The organism is Kitasatospora sp. NPDC008050 (assembly GCF_042957465.1).
Lineage (GTDB): Bacteria > Actinomycetota > Actinomycetes > Streptomycetales > Streptomycetaceae > Kitasatospora.
In genome coordinates this window covers 1-22526 of sequence record NZ_JBIBIJ010000039.1, presented here as the reverse complement: position 1 = coordinate 22526, position 22526 = coordinate 1, and the positions used below count along the sequence as shown (strand labels likewise).

16 protein-coding genes and 1 pseudogene are annotated in these 22526 nt (G+C 73.2%); 13 read left to right on the top strand and 4 right to left on the bottom strand.

The genetic code is table 11. The features are described 5' to 3' along the window. The first annotated feature begins 216 nt into the window (after nt 1-216). The 6 genes from ACFZB9_RS36365 to ACFZB9_RS36340 all read left to right on the top strand — a co-directional run bounded on the left by ACFZB9_RS36365 (nt 217) and on the right by ACFZB9_RS36340 (nt 8524). Nucleotides 217-1881 carry a DUF2637 domain-containing protein gene (locus ACFZB9_RS36365; protein WP_391454379.1) on the top strand — a complete coding sequence of 555 codons (1665 nt, stop codon included), beginning with the start codon at nt 217-219 and terminating at the stop codon, nt 1879-1881. Between the two features lie 144 nt (nt 1882-2025). Then, nucleotides 2026-3330 carry a DUF6986 family protein gene (locus tag ACFZB9_RS36360; protein WP_391454377.1) on the top strand — a complete coding sequence of 435 codons (1305 nt, stop codon included), beginning with the start codon at nt 2026-2028 and terminating at the stop codon, nt 3328-3330. Between the two features lie 123 nt (nt 3331-3453). Next, nucleotides 3454-4125 carry a YigZ family protein gene (locus ACFZB9_RS36355; RefSeq protein WP_391454375.1) on the top strand — a complete coding sequence of 224 codons (672 nt, stop codon included), beginning with the start codon at nt 3454-3456 and terminating at the stop codon, nt 4123-4125. 134 nt (nt 4126-4259) lie between these two features. Continuing rightward, the gene (locus tag ACFZB9_RS36350) at nt 4260-4589 is read left to right on the top strand and encodes a cupin domain-containing protein (protein ID WP_391454373.1); all 330 of its coding nucleotides are present in this window, start codon (nt 4260-4262) and stop codon (nt 4587-4589) included. A 244-nt stretch (nt 4590-4833) separates the two neighbouring features. Beyond that, nucleotides 4834-6729, top strand: a complete 1896-nt coding sequence (locus tag ACFZB9_RS36345; protein WP_391454371.1) for a hypothetical protein — start codon at nt 4834-4836, stop codon at nt 6727-6729. A gap of 136 nt (nt 6730-6865) precedes the next feature. Beyond that, nucleotides 6866-8524: a restriction endonuclease gene (locus tag ACFZB9_RS36340; RefSeq protein ID WP_391454370.1), complete on the top strand. Its 1659-nt coding sequence runs from the start codon at nt 6866-6868 to the stop codon at nt 8522-8524. Between the two features lie 38 nt (nt 8525-8562). Here ACFZB9_RS36340 and ACFZB9_RS36335 read toward each other — a convergent pair whose 3' ends face one another. Continuing rightward, nucleotides 8563-9495 (bottom strand): LysR substrate-binding domain-containing protein, encoded by a 933-nt coding sequence (locus ACFZB9_RS36335; RefSeq protein ID WP_391454369.1) that lies wholly within the window; start codon nt 9493-9495, stop codon nt 8563-8565. A 134-nt stretch (nt 9496-9629) separates the two neighbouring features. Here ACFZB9_RS36335 and ACFZB9_RS36330 point away from each other — a divergent pair, with 134 nt between their 5' ends. Then, a complete protein-coding gene (locus tag ACFZB9_RS36330) occupies nt 9630-10598 on the top strand; it encodes an EamA family transporter (protein ID WP_391454380.1) in 969 nt (322 codons plus the stop codon). 136 nt (nt 10599-10734) lie between these two features. Here ACFZB9_RS36330 and ACFZB9_RS36325 read toward each other — a convergent pair. From ACFZB9_RS36325 to gabT, 3 genes and pseudogenes are all read right to left on the bottom strand, one after another. Next, nucleotides 10735-10968: pseudogene (locus ACFZB9_RS36325) on the bottom strand (MarR family winged helix-turn-helix transcriptional regulator); the annotation flags it as partial. Between the two features lie 275 nt (nt 10969-11243). Beyond that, nucleotides 11244-11930: a phosphatase PAP2 family protein gene (locus tag ACFZB9_RS36320; protein ID WP_391454367.1), complete on the bottom strand. Its 687-nt coding sequence runs from the start codon at nt 11928-11930 to the stop codon at nt 11244-11246. 455 nt (nt 11931-12385) lie between these two features. Beyond that, a complete protein-coding gene (gene gabT, locus ACFZB9_RS36315) occupies nt 12386-13726 on the bottom strand; it encodes a 4-aminobutyrate--2-oxoglutarate transaminase (RefSeq protein WP_391454366.1) in 1341 nt (446 codons plus the stop codon). Between the two features lie 508 nt (nt 13727-14234). Here gabT and ACFZB9_RS36310 point away from each other — a divergent pair. The 6 genes from ACFZB9_RS36310 to ACFZB9_RS36285 all read left to right on the top strand — a co-directional run. Next, nucleotides 14235-16097, top strand: coding sequence for an ATP-binding protein (locus ACFZB9_RS36310; protein WP_391454365.1), 1863 nt, complete (start codon nt 14235-14237; stop codon nt 16095-16097). A gap of 185 nt (nt 16098-16282) precedes the next feature. Continuing rightward, nucleotides 16283-17899, top strand: coding sequence for a PucR family transcriptional regulator (locus tag ACFZB9_RS36305; RefSeq protein WP_391454364.1), 1617 nt, complete (start codon nt 16283-16285; stop codon nt 17897-17899). A gap of 136 nt (nt 17900-18035) precedes the next feature. After that, nucleotides 18036-19478 (top strand): aldehyde dehydrogenase family protein, encoded by a 1443-nt coding sequence (locus tag ACFZB9_RS36300; protein ID WP_391454363.1) that lies wholly within the window; start codon nt 18036-18038, stop codon nt 19476-19478. Nucleotides 19479-19632: 154 nt separating this feature from the next. Continuing rightward, the gene (gene dxr, locus ACFZB9_RS36295; RefSeq protein WP_391454361.1) at nt 19633-20862 is read left to right on the top strand and encodes a 1-deoxy-D-xylulose-5-phosphate reductoisomerase; all 1230 of its coding nucleotides are present in this window, start codon (nt 19633-19635) and stop codon (nt 20860-20862) included. Nucleotides 20863-20924: 62 nt separating this feature from the next. Continuing rightward, nucleotides 20925-22232, top strand: coding sequence for a M50 family metallopeptidase (locus ACFZB9_RS36290; protein WP_391454360.1), 1308 nt, complete (start codon nt 20925-20927; stop codon nt 22230-22232). A 112-nt stretch (nt 22233-22344) separates the two neighbouring features. Continuing rightward, nucleotides 22345-22526: flavodoxin-dependent (E)-4-hydroxy-3-methylbut-2-enyl-diphosphate synthase (locus ACFZB9_RS36285; RefSeq protein ID WP_391454358.1), on the top strand; the 182-nt coding region annotated here is incomplete at its 3' end.

Sequence of the window (22526 nt, the reverse complement as noted above, 5' to 3'; positions counted from 1 at the left end):
CTGCAGGGGGGACCCTGTGGGAGAGTAGGACGCCGCCGAACAATTATTCTAGAGAAGCCCCCTTCCTTCGGGAAGGGGGCTTCTCTGCGTTCACCATCATTTTCCCGTTTGTCTGGGAGCGCTCTCCTGGCCAGGGGGAGTGCCGCGCACAGAGCTGAACGTGTGTCCGAGTAGGATCCCGATGGTTCGAGTCACGACCCAGGGGTTGATCAACGAATGGCACGTCCATCCCTTACCCGCGCGCACCGCGTGCTGCTTGGCTTGGTGGCGGTCGGCGCCTGTCTGATCTCCGGCATCGGCTTTGCCGGGTCCTACTCGGCAGTGCGGGAGCTGGCCCTGCACAAGGGCTTCGGCAACTTCGCCTACGCGTTCCCGATCGGTGTCGACGCCGGCATCGTGGTGCTGCTTGCCCTCGACCTGGTGCTGACCTGGCTCCGCATACCGTTCCCGTTGCTGCGTCAGGCGGCCTGGTTGCTCACGGTGGCCACCATCGCGTTCAACGCGGCGGCCTCCTGGGGCGATCCGCTCGGGATGGGCATGCACGCGGTCATCCCTGTGCTCTTCGTCGTCGTGGTCGAGGCATCCCGGCACGCGGTCGGGCGCATCGCGGCCATCTCGGCCGACCGGCACATGGAGTCCGTCCGGCTGATGCGCTGGGTGCTTTCGCCGGTGCCGACCTTCCGGCTCTGGCGGCGGATGAAGCTCTGGGAGCTCCGGTCCTACGACGAGGTTGTGCGGCTGGAGCAGAATCGTTTGGTCTACCGCGCGCAGCTGCGCTTCCGGTACGGCCGAGGGTGGCGACGTTCGGCGCCGATCCAGGCGCTGCTGCCGCTCAAGCTGGCCAAGTACGGTGTGCCGCTGGACGTGAGCCTGCTGGACCGGATCGATCCGCCTGTCGTGCCCGCTGTTGCCGCGGCTGCGGAGCCGGCGGCTGCACGGGCCGTGGAGCAGACGACAGCGGAGGCACCGACGGTGTCGGCAGCCGTGGCTGTTCCGACCCTCGCGAAGCTGGCCGCCGCGCGTTGGCGGGACGGGCAGAACCCGCAGGAGCCCCAGGAGCCGACGACGCCGTCAGAGGGGACCGGTGCCCCGGTGCGGACAGCGCGGCCGGTGACTGCGCTGCGGGACATCCGGGCGGTCGCCGAGCAGCAGGAACCTGCTCCGCAGCCCGTCGCCGAGACGATGCCGAACGTGGCTCGTCCCGCAGGTCAGCTGTCTCCGTGGTTCAAGGCGCCGGCCGGGGCGCCCCGGCTGCCGCAGTCGAACCTCCCCCAGCAGCAGCCCCAGCAGCAGTCGCAGCGCCCGCCGCGGCAGCGGCCGCAGGAGCCGCAGGCGCAGCAGATGCCCCCTCAGCAGCGCCAGCCCCAGCCGCAGCAGACCCAACATCAGCAGACCCAGCCCGAGCCGCAGGCGGCGCCCGCTCCGGTTCAGCAGCGCGTCGAGGTGCGGGCCGACGGACACCCGGAGCCGACACACGCTGACAGGACCGCTGCTGAGGCGACCGAGGCTCAACAGCTCCTGGTGGCGGAGGCCCCGGTGGAGGAGTTCCCGGTTCCGGTGGCCCCCGCTCCGGAGCCCGCGATGGATGTCTTCGCCCCGAAGAACCGCGCCCAGAACCGACCCGAGGCTCCTGTGCCCGCCTTGGCCGAGGCCGAGTCGGCCTTGCAGGGACCGCAGCTGACGGTGGATCTGGCCGTCGAGGCACTGGTCGCCTACCAGGACGCGTTCGGCCACGAGCCCGACGAGGGTCGGCTGGCCGACTTCCTCTTCACTCAGTACGGCGTCAGCGGCAAGCGGCCGGGGGCCCCGGTCAGCCAGGGCGAGATCCGAAGGATCCTGCCGGAGCTGCGGGACCGCTACGCGACGCTCGGTCGTGAGTAGCGGCGAGTAGCCGCGGGCAGCTGCCAGGAGGGCGAGCAGCGCGAACAGTCCACTCACCGGGCGACCATTGACGCCCGGTGGCGGCCAGGGCTACCTTCACACGCATCAACAAATTGTTGAAAGACTTCAGCGTGGAGGAGCCCGATGTCGCAGGCCGAGCTGGGCGGTGCCACCGCACCCGAAGCACCCGTGGAGAGTCTGACCTTCTCCGCTGCCGCCCGAGCGGCCGTGGACGCGCTCCTCGGTCCGGTCGACGCCGAACTCGCCGCCCGCTACCCGGGCGACTCCGGTAGCCGCCAGCCCGTCCACACCGTCTACGTTCCGGCCGACGTCTTCGCCGCCGACACCGTGGCCGAGTGGGGCCGTCAGGCGCTGGAGGCACTGGACACGCACGCCGGGACACCGGCCGAGCTGGCCGAGGCGCTCGGGCTGCCGGCCGACGAGCTGATGACCGAGGTGCACGCCCGGGTCCGGGCCAAGCTCCAGCGCGAGCCGGTCGAGGACCTGCGGATCGACTTCGAGGACGGCTACGGCCCGCGCCCGGACGAGGAGGAGGACGCCGCGACGGTACGCGCGGCCCGGCTGATCAGCGCGGCGGTGTCCGACGGCAGCGCGCCGCCGTACCTCGGGATCCGGATCAAGTGCATGGAGGCCGCGGTCCGCGACCGGGGCATCCGCACGCTGGAACTCTTCCTGGCCACCCTGCTGGAGGACGGGCGCGAGCTGCCCGCGGGCCTGGTCCTCACCCTGCCCAAGGTGACCTACCCGGCACAGGTGACGGCGCTGGTCCGGTTGCTGGAGGACTTCGAGCGACGGGCCGGGCTCCCCGCGGGGCGGATCGGCTTCGAGATCCAGATCGAGACCACCCAGGCGATCCTGGGGCCCGACGGCCGGGCCACCGTCGCGCTGTTGATCGAGGCGGCCGAGGGCCGGGCCACCGGCCTGCACTACGGCACCTTCGACTACAGCGCCTCCTGCGGCGTCAGCGCCGCCTACCAGAGCATGGACCACCCGGTGGCCGACCACGCGAAGGCCGTCATGCAGGTGGCCGCGTCCGGCACCGGCGTCCGGCTCTCGGACGGCTCGACCAACGTGATCCCGACCGGGCCGCGCGAGCAGGTGGTGGCGGCCTGGCGGCTGCACCACACGCTGGTCCGGCGCTCGCTGGCCCGGGCCTACTACCAGGGCTGGGACATGCACCCGGCACACCTGCCGACCCGGTACGCGGCGGTCTACGCCTTCTACCGCGAGGGCCTGGCCGCCGCCGCTGCCCGTCTGGCGGCGTACGTCGCCAAGGCCGGGGGCGATGTGATGGACGAGCCCGCCACCGCCAAGGCGCTCAGCGGCTACCTGCTGCGCGGGCTGGACTGCGGCGCGGTGGACCTGGCCGAGGTCACCGCACTGACCGGCCTGGACCGCGGGCAACTGGACGCGCTGAGCGGTCGCTGATCCGCGCTCGCCCCGTCGGCGCCGCGGGGACCCCGGCGCCGGGGCGGGGTCCCCGCTGGTTCCGGGTGGTTAGGCTGGCCGGACGCCCGTTCGCCTGCTCACCGGTCGGAGACCCGCCGCGCCATGCCACAGCCCGCCGCCAAGCCCGACCTGACCATCCGCGCGGACGGCAGCCACGAGATCGAGGTGAAGCGCTCCCGGTTCATCTGCCATCTCGCCCGGGTCGGCGACGAGGCGGCGGCGCAGGAGTTCATCGCGGGGATCCGTAAGCGCTACTGGGACGCCCGGCACAACTGCACGGCCTTCGTGATCGGCGCCGAGCAGCGCCGCGAGCGCTCCAGCGACGACGGTGAGCCGGCCGGCACCGCAGGAGTGCCGATGCTGGAGGTGCTGCGCCGACGCGGCGTCACCGACACGGTGGCGGTGGTGACCCGGTACTTCGGCGGCGTCCTGCTCGGTGCGGGCGGCCTGGTGCGCGCTTACGGGGGAGTGGTGTCGGCGGCGCTGGACGAGGTCGGGCTGGTCGAGCGCCGACCGGTGGCGCTCCTGGCGGTGGCGGCCGACCACACCAGGGCCGGCCGGCTGGAGAACGAGCTGCGGGCGGCCGGCTACGCGGTGCGTGAGCTGCACTACGAGGCGGCCGGGGTGCGGATCGAGGTGGGGGTGCCCGAGCCGGATCTCGCGGGATTCCACACCTGGCTGGCGGAGGCCAGCGGCGGCACCGCGACGGCGGTGCCCACCGGGCACTTCCACATCGAGGTGCCCTGGTCGGACAGCCCGGAGGTTATCCGGTGAGCCGCTGAACGGATGATTCAGTCGGTAATCGACTCAGTCGCATGTTCTTTCGGCCAAAGCCCACGGAATCGGCCTCCCGCGCGGCTGACGGTCAGTAGCCTGAGACGACCGCCGAGTCACAGGAGCAGATCCCGATGGCCGTGATCCGTACCATCACCATCCCGCCGGGCGAGAACACCGGCTGGCACTACCATCCGGCGCTGGTGCAGGCGGTCGTCCTCTCCGGGACCCTCACGCGGGTGTTGCAGGACGGCACGGTGGAGATCACCCGGCCCGGGGAGCCGCTGGTCGAGCTGCCCCAGCAGGTCCACATCGGTTACAACCACGGCAACGAGCCCATCGTGATTCTGGCCAACTACCAGGTGGCGCAGGGCTGTCCGCTGGCGGTTCCGGCGCCGCCCCCCGATCTGTCCGCGCTGCCGGCATGCCGGATCGGTGGGGCACAGCGGCTCAGCAGCGCGTGAGGATCGGGTTCACCCCGATCACTCTGCGTGGCGTCACGGCTTATACAACACCTGTCGCCATGTCCATCAGGTGACGGGCGATTGACACTCGAACGAATGAACGCGGCCCGGAACTGGAACTCCAGCTCCGGGCCGCGGCGTTCTCCCGGCAAGGACTTGGTCGGCTCCCGCCGGCCGGAGCCAGACATCACCCCATCGATGGAGGACCGTCAGACCCGACCAGCGCACCACGGAGGCACCACCCATGAGCATCGACCGTGCCGCGCCATCAGCGGCCGCCGACCCCCGCCCCGGACCACTCCAGCCGGGCCACGCCACGCCCTACCGGATGACGGTGACTACCCGTCAGTCCCATACCGACGCGGTCGCGTTGGTGGACCAGTGCCTGGGCGCCTGGCTCAAGTACGAGGGCCATGCCGAGCCCCCGCCGGCCCCGCCGCCCGACCCCCAGCTCGATCCGCTGTCCGAGCCCGCCCCGCACTCCTCGCTCGACCTCGCGCCAGGCCTTCCGCCCGGCAGCCCCCCGGGCCTCTCGCCCGATCTGCTCGCGAGCGCGTCCCAGCTGATCGGCGCCCCGCCCGGGAGCTCTCCCGGCCCCGCGCCGGCCGCCGTTCGGCACCGCCTCGGCGAGCGCGTCATCCTCGACCGGGACGCCGGCCCGCTGCCCGCCGGTCCGCCCGGTGCCCCGCCCGGCCGCTACGCCCGCCGTCGGCTGCGCACCCCCGCCGCACACGGCACCCACCAGCTCACCGTCACCGTGGCCACCGAGGACGGCGGTGCCAGCTGGATCCGCCTGGAAGCCGAGCAGTCGACGGCCGCGCCCGGCCTGCGCACCCCGAGCGGCGTCCCGGTCCCCGAGCTGGTCAACAGCCTGCTCCCGCTGGTCGATGCGCTGGACGGGACGGTCGAGGTCCGCACGCAGCCCCGGATCATCGCCGCCGCCGAGGTCGAGGTGCTGATCGACGAGCTGTGCGATCCGGGGCGTCGGCTGCCGATCGTGGTCGCCAGCGTGCCCGCCGACCTCGATCCGCGGGACTGGGCGGCGGACCAACTGCAGCCACTGCTGAGCAAGGTGGCCGGGCTCGCCGTCTGCTATGTGCTGGACCCCGGCGCCCGGGTCGCGTTCAACACCGCCCTGGAGTTCCACGCCGTCTACGGCGGTGCCGTTCGCACCTACCTGCCCGAGGTCGACCCGGCCTCCCGGCGGGACGGCCAGCGGCATCTGGTGCTGCCCCGCCACCGGATCGAGGGCGAACCGCGCCGCGCCGCCGCGCTGCTGGCCCGGGAGCCGCGGCGGCTGGCCGCCCTCGCCCCGCTGCCCGAACCGCTGGCCAGGGTGCCGGTGCTGCGGCTGCGCCCGACCGCGCCCGCCGCCCGGCCCGACAGCGGCCCGGACGCTCGGCTGACGGCCGAACTCTCCGAGCTGGTGACCGAACTGACGGACACCCAGCAACATGGGGCGGATGAATTGCAGCGAGTGCGGCACAGCCTGCACCGCTCGCACCGGCGCGAGCTGCACCTGCGTGCGGAGAACGAGCTGCAGGACACCGCACTGCGTCGGGTCAGTGCCCAGCTGCGGGCGCTCGGCAGTCTGCTCTGCCCGCCGGGTGAGGTCGTGCCCGATCCGGCCGGGCTGCTCGGGCCGGCCTCGGACGGTCCCAGTACCTTCACCGAACTGCTCTACCGCATGGGCGAGTTCCCGCTAGTGAGCTTCACCGGCGACGAGAAGGAGACCGTGGCACTGGACGCGCACACGGTCGGCGGCAACTGGGTCAGGCTCACCTGGGAGGGCCTGACCGCGCTGCAGGAGTACGCCACCGTGGCCGTACACGGCGCGGCCCGTGGGGACTTCAAGCAGTGGTGCGAGCACGCGCCGGTCGGGGGCAGCCACTTCCCGCCGCGCAAGGCCGTGCGCAACGAGTCCCGCACGGTCTGCAGTCACACCAAGATGCGCCGGGAGCGGATGTTCGCCGTGCCGCCATCGGTCGATCCCAGCGGTCGCGCCTTCATGGGTGCCCATCTGCGGATCGGCGGCGGCCGGACGGCGCCTCGCCTGCACTACCTGGACGACTGCTCGGGCAGCGGTCGGATCTACGTCGGCTACATCGGCATGCACCTCACCAACACGATGACCAACTGAGGACACCCCGACCATCTGAGCGGCCGGGCGGTGGAGAATGCTCGTGGGGGGTATGCCGCCACCACGGGCATGCCCGGCCAGCGCAGTTGCCCGGCCATCGAAGAAGCGCCGGACGAGCACGGGGGACCAACCGCCGATGCAGGATTCGACCAAGCGCCATTCCGGTGTCGACGGTGCCCTTGGCCCCCGTGCGGGCTTCCTGGCCTCGGTGTTCGGCGGCTCGACCGGCGGTCCCGACGAGACGGTCCCCCAGCAGTTCCAGCCTGGCGGTGGTGGCGCCGGTGGCGGGTCCACCACCGGCACCGCGGGCGGTGGTGCTCCCGGCGGCGCCGGGATCGATCCCGCGGTGGCCGCGCATGTGCGGGCCGCCGAACTGACGCACCATCGGACGGCCACCGTCCGCGCCGAGCAGCAGCGTCTGAACGAGCTGCTCGTCCGGCTCGCGCTGCCGGTCAGCGCGATGGACTTCGAGAGCCAGCGGCGCAGTTACGAGCCCCGCCCCTATCCCGAGGACGGGTCGGCGGAGCCCGTCGAGCGTGAGCCGCGGTGGGCGGACTTCGCCCCGCCCGAGCCGGTCGCCGCCGACCCGGACGCCAACGTGGCGCGGCGGCTGCTGGACTCCGGCTACCAGCGCGAGCTGGCCCAGGCCCGGCTCACCCACCAGCGCGCGCTGCGGCGCTGGCGATCCGAACGGGCGTCCGCCGCCGACCCGAACGAGGCCGCCTCCCGGCTCGCCCATGAGGAGGCCGAGCAGGCCAGGGCCCGTGCGGTGCAGGAGTACAACGACAGCCTGGAGGAGTGCCGGCGGGCCTATCGGGAGGCCGAGCCGGCCGCCGTCGAGTCCCTGCTGGAGCGGGCCCTGGCCGCCGCCGAGGCCGCCACCCCCGAGCTGCCCGCCACCTGCCGGGCGGTGTTCCGGCCGCTGACTCGCACCGTCGTCCTCGACCTGGATCTGCCGCCGCTCGGCCTGGTCCCCTCGCTCGACGGCTACCGGCTGACCGCCGAGGGCGAGATCAGCCCGGTGCCGCGCGCACCCGCCGACCGCGCCGCGGACTACCTGCGCCTGGTCTCCCGGCTGGCGCTGCGGGCTCTGCAGGCGGCCGACGCGGTGGACACCGACGGCGTCCTGTCCGGGGTGGTGCTCAACGGCTGGCTGCGTGAGCCGGCTCCGACCTGCCTGCTCACCGTCGACGCCGACCGGGACGCGCTGGCCCGCACCCGGCTGGTGGTGGACGCCGAGCCGGCGGAGGAGGAGGGCGAGCCGGGCGTCTACGCGGCGGCCGAGCAGGACGAGGCGCTGGTGCGGCTGCGCGAGCTGGGCGCCGCGGTCACCCCGGACCCGTACGCCAGGGCGGCCGTTCAGCCGTGCGCCACGGCCGGCGCGGCGGTGCCCGCGGTGGGCGACCTGTCGCCCGGCGAGTTCGTGGTGCTGGTCCGCGAGGTGCTGACCCGTGGCGGTCTGGGTGACTGGAGTGTGCGGCTGCGCGGCCGCTCCGGCCTGGTGGCCACCGGGACCGGTGCCCCGGACAGCGCGCTGCCCGGCCGCTGGGTGGTCTGCGCCTCCCGGCGTCCGGGCGAGGTGGGGGCCGGCGAGGTCCGCACCCTGGCGGAGGCCGTTGCGGAGGAGTCGGCCGGGCACGGGCTCTGGCTGAGTACGGGCGGCTTCTCCGAGGAGGCGCTCGACCTGGTCGACACCCCGCAGTTCCAGCAGATCCACCTCGCCGACGGTGCGGGCTTCCGCTCGCTGGCCGAGACCCACCTGGGGCTGCCGCTCACCATCGGCGCCGTGATCTGACCGCGGGCGGCCGGTGTGGAGCCCGACCGCCCGAAGCGTCAGCCGGCCGCCTCGCCCGGCCCCTGCGCCGCGTCCCGCAGCGGCCAGCGACGCCGCAGCGCGTCCAGCGCGGCGATGATCGCGGGGCGCCGCGAGGCCTGGGTGCGCCAGAGCGTGAAGACCCGCCGGGTGGGCCGCGGCACCACCGGGCGGGCCACCACGCCGGCCGGCAGCGGACCGCGCCCGAGCCGGGGGACCAGCCCCAGCCCGAGGCCCGCCGCGATCAGCGCGATCTGGGTCTCGAACTCGCCGACCTGGTACAGCACGTCGGGCTCCTCGCCGGCCTCGCGCATGGTCCGCACCAGCCAGTCGTGACAGATGTTGCCCGGCGGCACACTGGTCCACCGCTGCCCGAGCAGCTTGGCCACCGGGACCTCGGTGAGCGCGGCCAGCGGGTCCTCGGCGCGCAGCAGCAGGTCCACCGGATCCAGGCCCAGGTCCAGCCGGGACACGCCCTCGGGAACCGGCAGCGGGACGGAGGGCCAGTCCTGCACCACGGCCAGGTCCACCTCGCCGCGCGCCACCAGCTCGCCGGCCAGGTACGGATCCGTCTCCAGCAGCCGGATCTCCAGCTCGGGGCAGCTCACCCGCAGCTCGGCCAGCGCGCCGGGCAGCAGTCCGCGCGCACCGGTGGCGAAGGAGGCCACCCGCAACTGGCCGATCGCCTGGCCGCGTTGCTGCTCCAGCGTCACCTCGGCCTGCTCCACCAGAGCCAGCACCTGCCGCGCGGTGCCGGCCAACTCCTGGGCGGCGTCGGTGAGCACCACGCCGCGGCCCTGGCGTTCCAGCAGCACCGTGCGGGTCTCCCGCTCCAGCTTGGAGATCTGCTGCGAGACCGCCGAGGAGGTGAAGCCGAGCGCGACCGCCGCCTTGCCGACCGAGCCGTGCACCGCGACCGCGTGCAGCGCGCGAAGCCTTCCGAGATCCATCATGGGCCTGATTATGCGCTACTCATTAGCATCACTGAACGGTTTGCTTCAGCATTCTTCGCTGGTGCTGAAGAGTCCTGCTGGGACATCCTCGGGGCATGTCCGCCACCGTTGGTACGCCCGGTGCTTCGAGCACCATGAAGCCCCGTCACATCGCCCTGGCCGTGCTGGTCGCCGCCGTCTGGGGCCTGAACTTCGTGCTGATCGACGTCGGCCTGAAGAGCTTCCCGCCACTGCTCTTCTGCGCACTGCGGTTCACCGTGGTCGCGGTGCCCGCGATCTTCTTCATCGGCCCGCCCAGGGTCGCCTGGCGCTGGGTGCTGGCCGTCGGATTCGTGCTCGGCGTGCTGAAGTTCGGCTCGCTCTTCCTCGGCATGCACGAGGGGATGCCGGCCGGCCTGTCCTCGCTGGTCCTGCAGAGCCAGGCCGTCTTCACCGCGCTCTTCGCGGCCGGGATGCTGCGGGAGCGCCCCGGGCCGCGGCGGATCGCCGGGCTGGCGCTGGCGACGGTGGGCATCGCGCTGGCCGCGGCCGACAACGGGCTGGGCGGGCCGGTCAGGTCCTTCGCCCTGGTCATCGCGGCGGCGGTGGCCTGGGGGCTGTCCAACGTGCTCACCCGCAAGGCCGCGCCGCCCGACCTGCTGCGCTGGATGGTCTGGGTCAGCGCGGTGCCCCCGCTGCCGCTGCTCGCGCTCTCCCTGCTGGTCGAGGGCCCGAGGGCCGATCTGCACGCGCTGGCCTCGATCACCCCGGCCGGCCTGGGCACGGTCGTCTACGTCGGCCTGCTCGCCACCCTGTTCGGCTTCGGCGCCTGGGGCTTCCTGCTGCGCACCTACGACGCCGGCGCGGTGGCGCCGTACTCGCTGCTGGTGCCGGTCTTCGGGATGTCCTCGGCCTGGCTGCTGCTCGGCGAGGCGATCACCCCGCCGGCGGGCGGCGCGGCGCTGCTGGTGATCGCGGGGATCGCGCTCAGCGCGCTGCCGGCCTCGGCGCCGCGTCGACTCCTCGCCGCGCTGGGCCGGTCGGCGAGGAGTGGGACCCGGCGTGGGGCTCAGGGGCGGGCGAGCGAGCCGGCGGCTGGGCGTGTGCCGCTTCCGCGGCCCTGAGCACCCGCAGCATCGCGGCCACGTCCGCCGCAGCGGCCCCGCTGAAGTACTCCTCGGCGACCTCGTGGCGGACCTGCGCGACCCGCTCCACCGCCGCCCGCCCGGCCGCCGTCAGCACCAGTCCGACCGAGCGCCGGTCCGCCGGATCGGGCACCCGCTCGACCAGCGCGCCCTGTTCCAGGGCGTCCACCACGGTGGTGGCCGAGCGAGGGGCCACGTTCAGCCGGTCGGCCAGCTCGCTCAGCCGCATCGCCCGGCCGGGGGTCTCGCACTGCTCGGCGTGGGCCAGCACGCGCAGCGCGCGGCCCTGGCCGGGGGTCAGTCCGTACGGCTCCAGACGGTGCACGGTGCGGTGCCTGATCCGCTTCATCGCCCGGGTCAGCTCGTCGGCCAGCTCGGCCACGCCGTCAACGGGTGCGGCGTCTGCGGGTGCGGTGTCTGCGAGTGCGGCGTCCATCGGCTCGCCGTCCGTGGGTGCGACGTCAGCGGCCGGGCCGGCCGTGGCCCGGGCGTCGGGGGCCTGCGCGTCGCCGAGGGGGGAGCGGTCGGTGGGCGAGCTGGTCATGCGCGGGCTCCTCGGCGGGGGAAGTGGGCCCAGGGTAGCGCCCGGCCCCGGTAGCGAGCCAGCCACATGGTGAGCCAGGCTCAGTTTCTCTCCGGGCCGGCTTCTCCCAGGTCGGCCGCCGGCCGCCGGGCCGGATCCCGCGGCAGCCACCTGGTCAGGCACCAGAGCACCAGCACGGACAGGCACCACCCGGCCAGCACGTCCAGGAACCAGTGGTAGACGCACCAGATCAGCCCGACCCCCACGCCGAACCCGAGCAGCGCGGTGGCCGCGTAGAGCGCACGCCGGGCCGCCGTCCGCAGCGTGCGACCGACCAGCAGGGCGCCGACCCCGTAGCTCACGCCGGCCGTGGTGGTGTGACCCGACGGGTACCAGCCCCACGACCCCGGGCTGAGCGGCAGCTCGAGCGGCCCCGGACGGGCGAAGTAGTCCTTGGCCGGCACCACCAGCAGCGGGATCAGCACCGCGGCGAGCGGTGCGACCAGCAGCGGCAGCCACCAGCGCCGCACCCCGGCGCGCCGGGACCGCCAGGCGGCCAGCCCGCCGGCGCCGAGCAGTACCGGGACGGCCGGCACCGTGCTGCCGAGGTCGGACAGCAGGTGGGCGCACCAGTCCAGGGCACCGCTGTGCAGCGTGTCCCGCAGCTGGGCCACCGAGCTGCGCACCCAGCGGTCCAGTCCGAGCAACGGCCCTGAGGCCGCTACCTGCCAGGAGACCAGCGCCAGCAGCGCGCCGAGCAGCAGCGGGGTCGCCAGGCTGTCGCGCACCCTGGCCAGGGCCGCGGTGGCGATGCGGGGCGGGTGTATCGCGACAGCGAGGAGCCGCCCCGGAGCGGGGGGGAGAGCCCCGGGGCGGCTGGGGTGATCGCCGCTCCGTGCGTCCCGGGGGGTGTGGGCCGGACGGCCGGTCGATCGGTTCTGTGACGGCGCCGACGGGGGCGCCGAGTTGTCCTCGCGGGTCGGCACGCCGACCGCTGGATGAGGCTCGCTGTCCATCTGTTACGACACTACGTCAAGCCGATTCCGAGCGGATCGGGCTTCCCCGGGATTGCACAGCATCTTCACCGGAACCGGCGCAACCTGCACCGCCGGCCAAGCGTCCGGACGCCGGTGCGCCCGGGCCGACAGGGGCCCGGGCGCACCGGTGCAGCGGAGTTGACGCCGAGTCAGCCGGCGCCGGCTGAGATGTCCCGGCTCGGATGCCCTGGCTCGGATGCCCTGGCTCAGATGGTGCCGAAGGCGTTCTCGATGATGTCCAGGCCCTCGGCGAGCAGGTGCTCCGGCATCACCAGCGGCGGCAGGAAGCGCAGCACGTTGCCGTAGGTGCCGGCGGTCAGCACCACCAGGCCCTCGGCGTGGCAGGCCTTCGCCAGGGCGGCGGCGGCCTGCGGGTTGGGCTCCTTGGAGCCCGGCTGCACCAGCTCGATGGCGATCATCGCACCGCGGCCGCGGACGTCGCCGATCACCTCGAACTTCTCCTGCATCGAGCGCAGCCGGCCCAGCATGACCTCGCCGATCCGCTGCGCCCTGGCGTTCAGGTCCAGGGTCCTCATGGTCTCGATCGAGCCCAGTGCGGCGGCGCAGGCCACCGGGTTGCCACCGTAGGTGCCGCCCAGGCCGCCCGACGGCGCGGCGTCCATGATCTCGGCGCGGCCGGTCACCGCGGCCAGCGGCAGACCGCCGGCGATGCCCTTGGCGGTGGTGATCAGGTCCGGGACGATGCCCTCGTCCTCACAGGCGAACCACTGGCCGGTGCGGCAGAAGCCGGTCTGGATCTCGTCCGCGACGAAGACGATCCCGTTGGCCTTCGCGTACTCCACGATGGCCGGCAGGAAGCCCTTGGCCGGCTCGATGAAGCCGCCCTCGCCCTGGATCGGCTCGATCACGATCGCCGCGACGTTGTCGGCGCCGATCTGCTTGTTGATCAGGTCGATCGCCTGCGCGGCCGCCTCGGCGGCGCAGTTCTCCGCCCCGGTCAGCCAGCGGTAGGGGTAGGCGACCGGCACCCGGTAGACCTCCGGCGCGAACGGCCCGAAGCCCTGCTTGTACGGCACGTTCTTCGCCGTCATGCCCATGGTCAGGTTGGTCCGGCCGTGGTAGCCGTGGTCGAAGACCACCACGGCGGTGCGCTTGGTGTAGGCGCGGGCGATCTTCACCGCGTTCTCCACCGCCTCGGCACCCGAGTTGAACAGCGCGGTGCGCTTCTCGTGGTCGCCCGGGGTGAGCGCGTTCAGCTGCTCGGCGACCGCCACGTAGCCCTCGTACGGGGTCACCATGAAGCAGGTGTGGGTGAAGGCGGCCAGCTGCTCACTGGCCTTGTCCACCACGGCCGCGGCGCTGTTGCCGACGTTGACCACGGCGATGCCGGAGCCGAAGTCGATCAGGCTGTTGCCGTCCACGTCCTCCAGCACGCCGCCACCGGCGCGCGCGACGTAGACGGGCAGGGTGGTGCCCACTCCGGCCGCCACCGCGCCCAGCTTGCGGGCCTGCAGCTCCTGCGACTTCGGGCCGGGGATCGCGGTGACCAGACGGCGCTCCTGCGGGAGCAGCGGTGCGGCGCTCATGGGGTATCTCCAGTCGGCGTTGTTTCTGGACGGCTGTTCCTCGCAGGCTACGGCCGCCCCGCCGCGCCCGGCATGCGCCAGTGGGGCGCACTGGGCCGTCCGACTTGTCCTGCCCGGCCATCCCCGCCCACCCGGCGGAAGAACCGCTGCCCCGGCCGCCCCCTCCACTACATTGAGCGCGGGGTGTCGCCCGCCGGGCGGCATGGGTAACACTCAGCCGGGCAGGTCGGGGCAAGGGAGCGGGGCCGCAATGGGACTGGACGGCGCATACGGGCGGCGGGTGGACCTGGTGCCGCAGGAGAGCCCGACTCCTGGACCGAGCCTGCTTCCGAGTCAGCCGACCCATCGCCCGGCGCGCAGCAGCCTCGCGGCCTGGATCGCCGAGCAGCGCCCGCCAGCCAAGCCGGGAATCTACCGTTTCGGGTACCTGCCGTCGACCGTGTCCAAGGACGAGGACAGTCCGCCACAGCCAGTCGGGCCCCTTCTCCTCCGGGCCGCGGCCAATCTGGTGACCTGCCTTCTCGCCTACCGTTACGGCACGCCGGCTGTGATGTACACCATCGGCTATCTCGGCTGGTTCCACGCGCTCTCGCCCGACCAGTTCAGCGTGGTCGAGACGCTGATAAACCTCGTTCTGGTGATCTTCTTCATCGCTCTGTTCGGCCGTATGGGCCGGTGGCTGGAGGTGTACCGACGCTTTCTGTCGCCCCAAGGCTTTCGGCGCAACCTTCTCCCGGTGCTGTCCAAGGCTGTGACCGACGACGGGACCGCAGGTGCGACCCCGGTGGCGGCGGATCCGGACATCGACCCCTGGGCGCAGCTTCGGCAGGGGGGGCTCGGGGAGGTGCTGGGCGCGGTGGAGGAGGACACCAGGGCCGGGCGCGTCAGTGATGTCGACTATGTGCGCATCCATCGTGTGTGGCGTGAGGTGGCGGGGCAGCCGGGGTTGGTGGGGGCGTTCGGGGAGCAGGTGGCGGTGCGGGGGGCGGGGGCGTGTGCGCATCCGTCCGAGGCGCGGGATCTGCCGGTGCGGGTGGCGGAGCACGATCTGCTGGTGGGGCAGGTGCGGTTGGGGACGGCGCAGGAGGTGCCGAAGAATCCGGCGACGCACCGGGGGGTGGGGTTCGCGCTGGACCAGGAGGTGCTGGCGACCTCGCTGCTGGCGGTGGGGCCGGCGGGGACGGGGAAGACGAGCCGGCTGGCCAGGCCGGTGGCGGAGGCGCTGTGTCTGCAGGCGCTGGCCCGGATGGCCTGTGTGGTGGTGGTCGGTGCGGCCGAGGCCGAGCTGGGGCCGGACGCGGAGTACGACGTGGTGATCGCGCCGGGTGATCCGGGGACGGCGTACGGGCTGGACCTGTACGGGGCGGCGCGGGATCCGGACGCGGCGGCGGCCCGGCTGGCGGATGCGCTGCTGCCGGACGAGCTCTCGGCGCGGGCGCAGAGCGCGCGGATGGCGCTGCAGCAGGTTATCGGGCCGTTCCACGCGGGGTACGGGCGTTACCCGGGGGTGCGTGAGCTGCGGGCGCTGCTCGGTGGTGACGAGGAGAGCTGGTCGGGCCTGGTCGAGCGGTTGCGGGCCGAGGAGCTGCTGGGCCTGCACGAGCCGGACGTGCAGCACCGGCGCAGCCGGCACGGCAAGGTGGACGATCCGGGGGCGCTGCTGGCCGACCGGCTGGCGCTGCTGGACCGGCCGGCCTTCGCGGGCTGCTTCGAGACCGCGGGGGCGGGGGCCCGGCCGGCCTTCGCGATGCGGGCGCTGGAGCATCCGCTGCGGGTGCGGGTGAAGCTGCCCGAGCGCGGGCATCCGGAGGCGGCCCGGATCCTGTCGCGGTTGGTGGTGGGTCAGTTCCTGCAGGCCGCGGTGGCCCGCGAGGACCACTCGCTCTTCGCGGGTCTGGTGGTGGACGACGCCTCGGCGGCGCTGGACGCGGGCGCGGTGCAGGGGTTGCGGCGGCTGCCGGGGGCCAACGCGGGCGCGGTGCTGCTGCTGCGCAGCCTGGTGGATCTGCCGGAGGCGCTGCGGGTGCCGCTGTTCGGGGCGGTGGGGTGCCGGATGGCCTTTCCGGGGATCGCGCCGTGGGACGGGAAGCTGTTCTCCGAGGCCTGGGGCACGGTGCTGGTGCGCGAGCGGGCGGTGACGCTGGCCCCGGACACCTCGGGCGGGATGCTGCGCAAGGCCGGGCGGCTGGCCCGCAAGGCGCTGTCGGGGACCACCGCGCAGACCGAGAGCGTGACCACCCGGGAGGTGGAGCGCGAGCGCTGGTCGCCCTCGGATCTGGCACACGCGCTGCCGACCGGGCACGCGGTGGTCTCGCTGACCACGGTGGGCGGGGAGCAGGTGCCGCCGCTCCTGGTGGATCTGCGGGCCTGACGGGCGGTCAGGCGGGCGGTGCTGTCGGAGCGTGGTCATCCGACAGGCATTCGGTTAGTTACGCGGCGGTGGATTCGGCGTCACGGCTTGTCCGCAGCGTCCATAATGAAAGCGTCCCAGCAGAGCGAAGCTCCCGCCGCCGCCCGGTCGCAACGTGGCCGCCGGGTCGTCCCATCGAAGGTGCCATGCCCCCCACACTCGCCTCCGTCGTGCGCAACTCCTCGCTCCATCTCACGGTCCTCGCCGGCGCGGACCACCTGGAGCGGCCGGTCCGCTGGGTGCACACCAGTGAGCTGGACGACCCCACTCCGTTCCTCGAAGGCGGCGAGCTGCTGCTCACCACCGGGATCAAGCTGGGGACGAGTACCAAGAGCCTGCAGTCCTACGTCCACCGGTTGGCCGATTCGGGGGTGGTGGGTCTTGGGCTGGGGGTGGGCCTGTCGCACACCGAGGTGCCGCAGCCGCTGGTGGACGCGGCTGCCCAGCGCGGGCTGCCGCTGCTGCGGGTGCCCGAGCCGACCCCGTTCATCGCGATCAGCAAGGCGGTCTCGGCCGCGCTGGCGGCCGAGCAGTACGAGGCGGTGACCACCAGTTTCGAGGCGCAGGATGAGCTGACCCGGGCGGCGCTGGGCCAGAACGGCACGGCCGCGGTGGTGCGCAGACTCGCGGCCCGGCTCGGGGGCTGGGCCGCGCTCTACGACAGCTCGGGTGCGCTCTCGGTGGTGGCCCCGGACTGGGCGGCCCGCCGGGCGGCCCGGCTGGCCTCCGAGGTGGACCGGCTGCGCCGCCGCCCGGCTCCGGCGAGTGCCGCGCTGCAGGGCCGCGCGCCCGGCTTCGACACCGCGGACGAGGACTTCGTGGTGGTCCAGTCGCTGGGCGCCGACCGGCGGGCCCGCGGCTTCCTCGCGGTGGGCACCGAGGACCGGATCACCCCGACCGAGCGCTATGTGCTGAACGCCGCGGTCGCCCTGCTGACGCTGACCCTGGAGCGGTCGCGCGAGCTGCGGCACGCCGAGGAGCGGATGGGCGCCGCGCTGCTGCGCCTGGTGCTGGCCGGGCAGGTGGGCACCGCCCGGCAGGTGGCCGCGGGTCTCTTCGGTGGTCTGCCCGAGGGCACCATACGGGTGCTGGTGGCCGGGGCCGCCCCGGGGGCCGAGCGGGCCGAGGGCGAGGCGCCGGTGCACGACCTGACCGAACTGGCCGAGCGGGCCGAGCAGGCCGGTGGCCGGGCCGGCGAGAAGCTGCTGGTGGCCCGCGAGCCGGCCGGCCGGGACGGCAAGGACGGCAAGGAGGGGGCCGCGCACGGCGAGCGGCTGGTGCTGCTCGCGGTCGACGGCGGCGCGGTGCACCGGGCCTGCCTCGGCGCGGTGGAGGAGCACGAGGGCCTGGCGCTGGGCGTCTCGGCGCCGGCCGCGATCGAGGAGGCCGGCGGTGCTTATGCGCAGGCCGAGCGGGCGCTGGCGGTGGCGTTGCGCGGTGGTCGCCGCTCGGTGGGCCACGAGGAGGTCGGCGCGGGCTCGCTGCTGCCGCTGCTCGGCGAGGACGCGGTGGCCGCCTTCGCCGAGGGCCTGCTGCGCCCGCTGCGCGAGCACGACCGCACCGCCCGCGGCGACCTGGTGGCCTCGCTGCGCGCCTGGCTCTCGCGGCACGGCCAGTGGGACGCGGCCGCCGCCGACCTCGGCGTGCACCGGCACACCCTGCGGTACCGGATGCGCCGGGTGGAGGAGCTGCTCGGCCGTTCGCTGGACGACACCGACGTGCGGATGGAGCTCTGGCTGGCGCTGCGCTCCGGCGAGGACTGAGCGGGCCGAAGCTGGAAGCGCACCGCCGAGGCGTAAAGCGCATCGGCGACCGCTCCACCTTGGCCAATCCGTTGCGAATGGTTGTCCGCCTACCGTTGGGGCGGACGATTCACCGACAGGAGAGGCCGGTAGCACCGTGACCACGACCCACGCATTCTGGCTGGCCGGCCGCCAGGAGACCGGCGAGACCGACTTCGAGGTCCGCCACCCGTTCGACGACAGCCTGGTCGGCACGGTCGGCATCCCCACCGACGCGCAGGTGGAGCAGGCCGTCGAGGCCGCGGTCGCCGCGCTGCCGGTCTTCGCCGCCACCCCGGCGCATGTGCGCGCCACCGCGCTCGACCACGTGGCCCGCCGGCTGACCGAGCGCACCGAGGAGATCGCCCGGCTGATCACCGCCGAGAACGGCAAGCCGATCAAGTGGGCGCGCGGCGAGGTCGGCCGGGCCGCCTCGGTCTTCCGCTGGGCCGCCGAGGAGGCGCGCCGCACCAACGGCGAGACCATGCGGCTGGACACCGACCCGGGCGGCGTGGGCCGTTACGCGGTGGTGCGCCGCTTCCCGCGCGGTGTGGTGCTCGGCATCGCCCCGTTCAACTTCCCGCTCAACCTGGTGGCCCACAAGGTCGCCCCGGCGATCGCGGTCGGTGCCCCGATCATCCTCAAGCCGGCCCCGGCCACCCCGCTCTCCGCCCTGCTGCTGGGCGAGCTGCTGGCCGAGACCGAGCTGCCGGCCGGCTCCTGGAGCGTGCTGCCGGTGGAGAACGCCAAGATGCCCGCGCTGGTCCAGGACCCCCGTCTGCCGGTGATCTCCTTCACCGGTTCGGACAAGGTCGGCTACCAGATCATGGACTCGGTGCCGCGCAAGCACGTCACCCTGGAGCTCGGCGGCAACGCCGCCGCCGTGGTGCTCGCCGACTGGTCCTCGGAGGCCGACCTGGAGTGGGCCGCCACCCGGATCGCGACCTTCGCCAACTACCAGGGCGGCCAGTCCTGCATCTCGGTGCAGCGGGTGATCGCGGACGCGACGGTGTACGACGTGCTGGTCGAGAAGGTGGTCGCCAAGGTCGAGGCGCAGGTGACCGGTGACCCGGCCGCGGACGCCACCGACGTCGGTCCGCTGGTGGACGTGAACGCCGCCAAGCGGGTCGAGGAGTGGGTGGCCGACGCCGTCGCCAAGGGGGCCAAGGTGCTCACCGGCGGCACCCGCGACGGTGCGGCCTACGCCCCGACCGTGCTGGCCGAGCTGCCCGCCGACGCGATCCTGGCCACCGCCGAGGTCTTCGGCCCGGTGCTGTCGCTGCACCGGGTGGACTCCACCGAGGAGGCCTTCGCCGCCGTCAACGACTCGGCCTTCGGCCTGCAGGCGGGCGTCTTCACGCATGACGTGCAGACCGCTTTCCGGGCCCACCGCGAGCTGCAGGTGGGTGGCGTGGTCATCGGCGACGCCCCGTCCTACCGTGCCGACCAGATGCCGTACGGCGGTGTGAAGGACTCGGGCGTGGGCCGCGAAGGGGTCAAGTACGCGATGGGCGACTTCACCTTCGAGAAGGTCCTGGTGCTCACCGGCCTCGACCTCTGACCGTCCGAACACCTCTGACCGTCCTGAACACCTCTGACGTCCTGGACGGAGCGGCCGCTCCCCCGGTTCCCGTGTGGAGCCGGGGGTGCGGCCGTCCGGATCCGTGCGGGGGCAGCGGTAGGCCGGTGCGCGACGGCACGCCACAATGGAGCCCATGAACTCGCTCGCCCACCCGCAGCTGCGCTTCACTCCGGTCGTCGACGACCCGTCAGGCCCACGGGAGCTGGTCCTGCTCGGCTCCACCGGCTCGATCGGCACCCAGGCCATCGACATCGTGCTCCGCAACCCGGACCGGTTCAAGGTGGTCGCGCTCTCGGCGGCCGGCGGGCAGGTCGAGCTGCTCGCGGAGCAGGCCTTCCGGCTCGGCGTGCACACCGTGGCGGTGGCCCGTCCCGAGGCCGAGCCGGCGCTGCGCGCCGCGCTGGCCGAGCGGGCCGCCGGGCGGCCGCTGCCGACCGTGCTGGCCGGACCGGAGGCCGCCACCGAGCTGGCCCAGCTGCCCTGCCACTCGGTGCTGAACGGCATCACCGGTTCGATCGGCCTGGCGCCGACGCTGGCCGCGCTGCGCGCCGGGCGGGTGCTGGTGCTGGCCAACAAGGAGTCGCTGATCGTCGGCGGCCCGCTGGTCAGGGCGGTGGCCGCGCCGGGCCAGATCGTGCCGGTCGACTCGGAGCACGCCGCGCTCTTCCAGGCGCTGAGCGCCGGCACCCCGCGCGAGGTGCGCCGCCTGGTGGTCACCGCGAGCGGCGGCCCGTTCCGCGGCCGCACCCGTGAGCAGCTGGCCGGGGTCACTCCCAAGGACGCGCTCGCGCACCCGACCTGGGCGATGGGCCCGGTGGTGACGATCAACTCGGCCACCCTGGTGAACAAGGGCCTTGAGGTGATCGAGGCGCACCTGCTCTACGACATCCCCTTCGAGCGGATCGACGTGGTGGTGCATCCGCAGTCGGTGGTCCACTCGATGGTGGAGTTCACGGACGGGTCAACGCTGGCCCAGGCCAGCCCGCCGGACATGCGGATGCCGATCGCGCTGGGCCTCGGCTGGCCCGAGCGGATCCCGGACGCGGCCCCCGGCTGTGACTGGACCAAGGCCGCCACCTGGGAGTTCTTTCCGCTGGACGACGAGGCCTTCCCGGCGGTGGCGCTGGCCCGCGAGGTCGGTACGCTCGGCGGAACGGCCCCGGCCGTCTTCAACGCGGCCAACGAGGAGTGTGTGGACGCCTTCCTGCACGGCTCGCTCGCCTTCACCGCGATCGTCGACACGGTCGCCAAGGTGGTCGCCGAGCACGACGGCGCCGGTCGGGGAACTTCCCTGACGATCGAGGACGTACTGGAAGCGGAGGGCTGGGCGCGGGCCAGGGCCCGGGAGCTGGCGGCGGGTTAAGAACCGGGCGTTACGCTGCGCGCCAGGGCCGGTAATGGGAGCGATATGACGGAGGACCAGCGGTGACTGCAGTGATGACGGTGCTGGGCATCGTGGTCTTTTTCGTCGGGCTGCTCGTCTCGATCGCCTGGCACGAGCTGGGCCACCTGTCGACGGCCAAGCTCTTCAAGATCCGGGTGCCGCAGTACATGGTCGGCTTCGGGCCCACCGTGTGGTCCCGGAAGAAGGGTGAGACCGAGTACGGCTTCAAGGCGGTCCCGCTGGGCGGGTACATCCGGATGATCGGGATGTTCCCGCCGGGGGCCGACGGGAAGATCACCAAGCGCAGCAGCTCGCCCTGGCGCTCGATGATCGAGGACGCCCGCGAGGCCTCCTACGAGGAGCTGCAGCCCGGCGACGAGAACCGGCTCTTCTACACCCGCAAGCCCTGGCAGCGGATCATCGTGATGTTCGCCGGGCCCTTCATGAACCTGATCCTGGCCTTCGCCCTCTTCCTGATCACCATGATGGGCTTCGGCGTGCCCAAGTCGCTGCCGATCGTCGGCTCGGTCTCGCAGTGCGTGGTCCCGGCCACCCAGACCAACGACACCTGCGGTAAGGACGCGCCCCCCTCGCCGGCCGCCGCGGCCGGGCTGAAGGCGGGCGACAGCATCGTCTCCTTCAACGGCCAGGCGATCCACAACTACCAGCAGCTCTCCTCGGACATCCGCGACTCCTACGGCAAGACGGTGCCGATCGTGGTCAAGCGCGCCGGTCAGCAGCTGACCCTGAGCGCGCAGATCACCCAGAACCAGCTCGCCAAGCTCGACAAGTACGGCGACCCGGTTCCGGGTGCCAAGCCGGTGACGGCCGGCTTCCTCGGGATCAGCCCGACCACCGGGGTGGTCCAGCTGGGCTTCGACGAGAGCCTGAGCAAGATGTCCGACATGGCCGACACCGGCATCCACTCGCTGGTGGCGCTGCCCGGCAAGATCCCGGCGCTGTGGGACTCGGTGGTCAAGGGCACCCCGCGTCAGGCCGACTCCCCGGTCGGCATGGTCGGCGCGGCCCGGGTCGGCGGCGAGGTCTTCGCGCTGCACATGCCGGCCTCGCAGCGGATCGCCTTCATGGTCAACCTGTTGGCCGGGATCAACCTCTCGCTCTTCCTGTTCAACATGCTGCCGCTGCTGCCGCTGGACGGCGGGCACGTGGCCGGGGCGTTGTGGGAGTCGATCCGGCGGCGCGGTGCCATGCTCTTCAAGCGGCCCGACCCCGGACCCTTCGACGTCGCCAAGCTGATGCCGCTGGCCTACGTGGTGGCCAGCATCTTCATCGGCTTCACCCTGCTGGTGCTGATCGCCGACGTGATCAACCCGGTGAAGATCAGCTAGCCCCGCTCAGGGGGTGTGCGTGCGCGGCCCCGCGGGTGCCGTACCGTTGGACGCCGGGTGTGCGATCGCACACCCGGCGTCCGTCACCTCTACTCCGGGGAACCCTGCGCACATGACCGCGATCTCGCTCGGTATTCCGTCCCTGCCGCTCAAGCCGCTCGCCACCCGCCGCGTCTCGCGTCAGATCATGGTCGGCAACGTTCCGGTCGGCGGCGATGCGCCGGTGTCGGTGCAGTCGATGACCACGACGCTGACCTCGGATGTGAACGCGACGCTGCAGCAGATCGCGCAGCT

Coding starts and splice junctions, on each gene's coding strand:
- dxr (WP_391454361.1), top strand. CDS start 19,633: ATGAACTCGCTCGCCCACCCGCAGCTGCGCTTCACTCCGGTCGTCGAC.
- ACFZB9_RS36345 (WP_391454371.1), top strand. CDS start 4,834: ATGAGCATCGACCGTGCCGCGCCATCAGCGGCCGCCGACCCCCGCCCC.
- ACFZB9_RS36360 (WP_391454377.1), top strand. CDS start 2,026: ATGTCGCAGGCCGAGCTGGGCGGTGCCACCGCACCCGAAGCACCCGTG.
- ACFZB9_RS36365 (WP_391454379.1), top strand. CDS start 217: ATGGCACGTCCATCCCTTACCCGCGCGCACCGCGTGCTGCTTGGCTTG.
- ACFZB9_RS36340 (WP_391454370.1), top strand. CDS start 6,866: ATGCAGGATTCGACCAAGCGCCATTCCGGTGTCGACGGTGCCCTTGGC.
- ACFZB9_RS36330 (WP_391454380.1), top strand. CDS start 9,630: ATGAAGCCCCGTCACATCGCCCTGGCCGTGCTGGTCGCCGCCGTCTGG.
- gabT (WP_391454366.1), bottom strand. CDS start 13,726: ATGAGCGCCGCACCGCTGCTCCCGCAGGAGCGCCGTCTGGTCACCGCG.
- ACFZB9_RS36305 (WP_391454364.1), top strand. CDS start 16,283: ATGCCCCCCACACTCGCCTCCGTCGTGCGCAACTCCTCGCTCCATCTC.
- ACFZB9_RS36335 (WP_391454369.1), bottom strand. CDS start 9,495: ATGATGGATCTCGGAAGGCTTCGCGCGCTGCACGCGGTCGCGGTGCAC.
- ACFZB9_RS36355 (WP_391454375.1), top strand. CDS start 3,454: ATGCCACAGCCCGCCGCCAAGCCCGACCTGACCATCCGCGCGGACGGC.
- ACFZB9_RS36350 (WP_391454373.1), top strand. CDS start 4,260: ATGGCCGTGATCCGTACCATCACCATCCCGCCGGGCGAGAACACCGGC.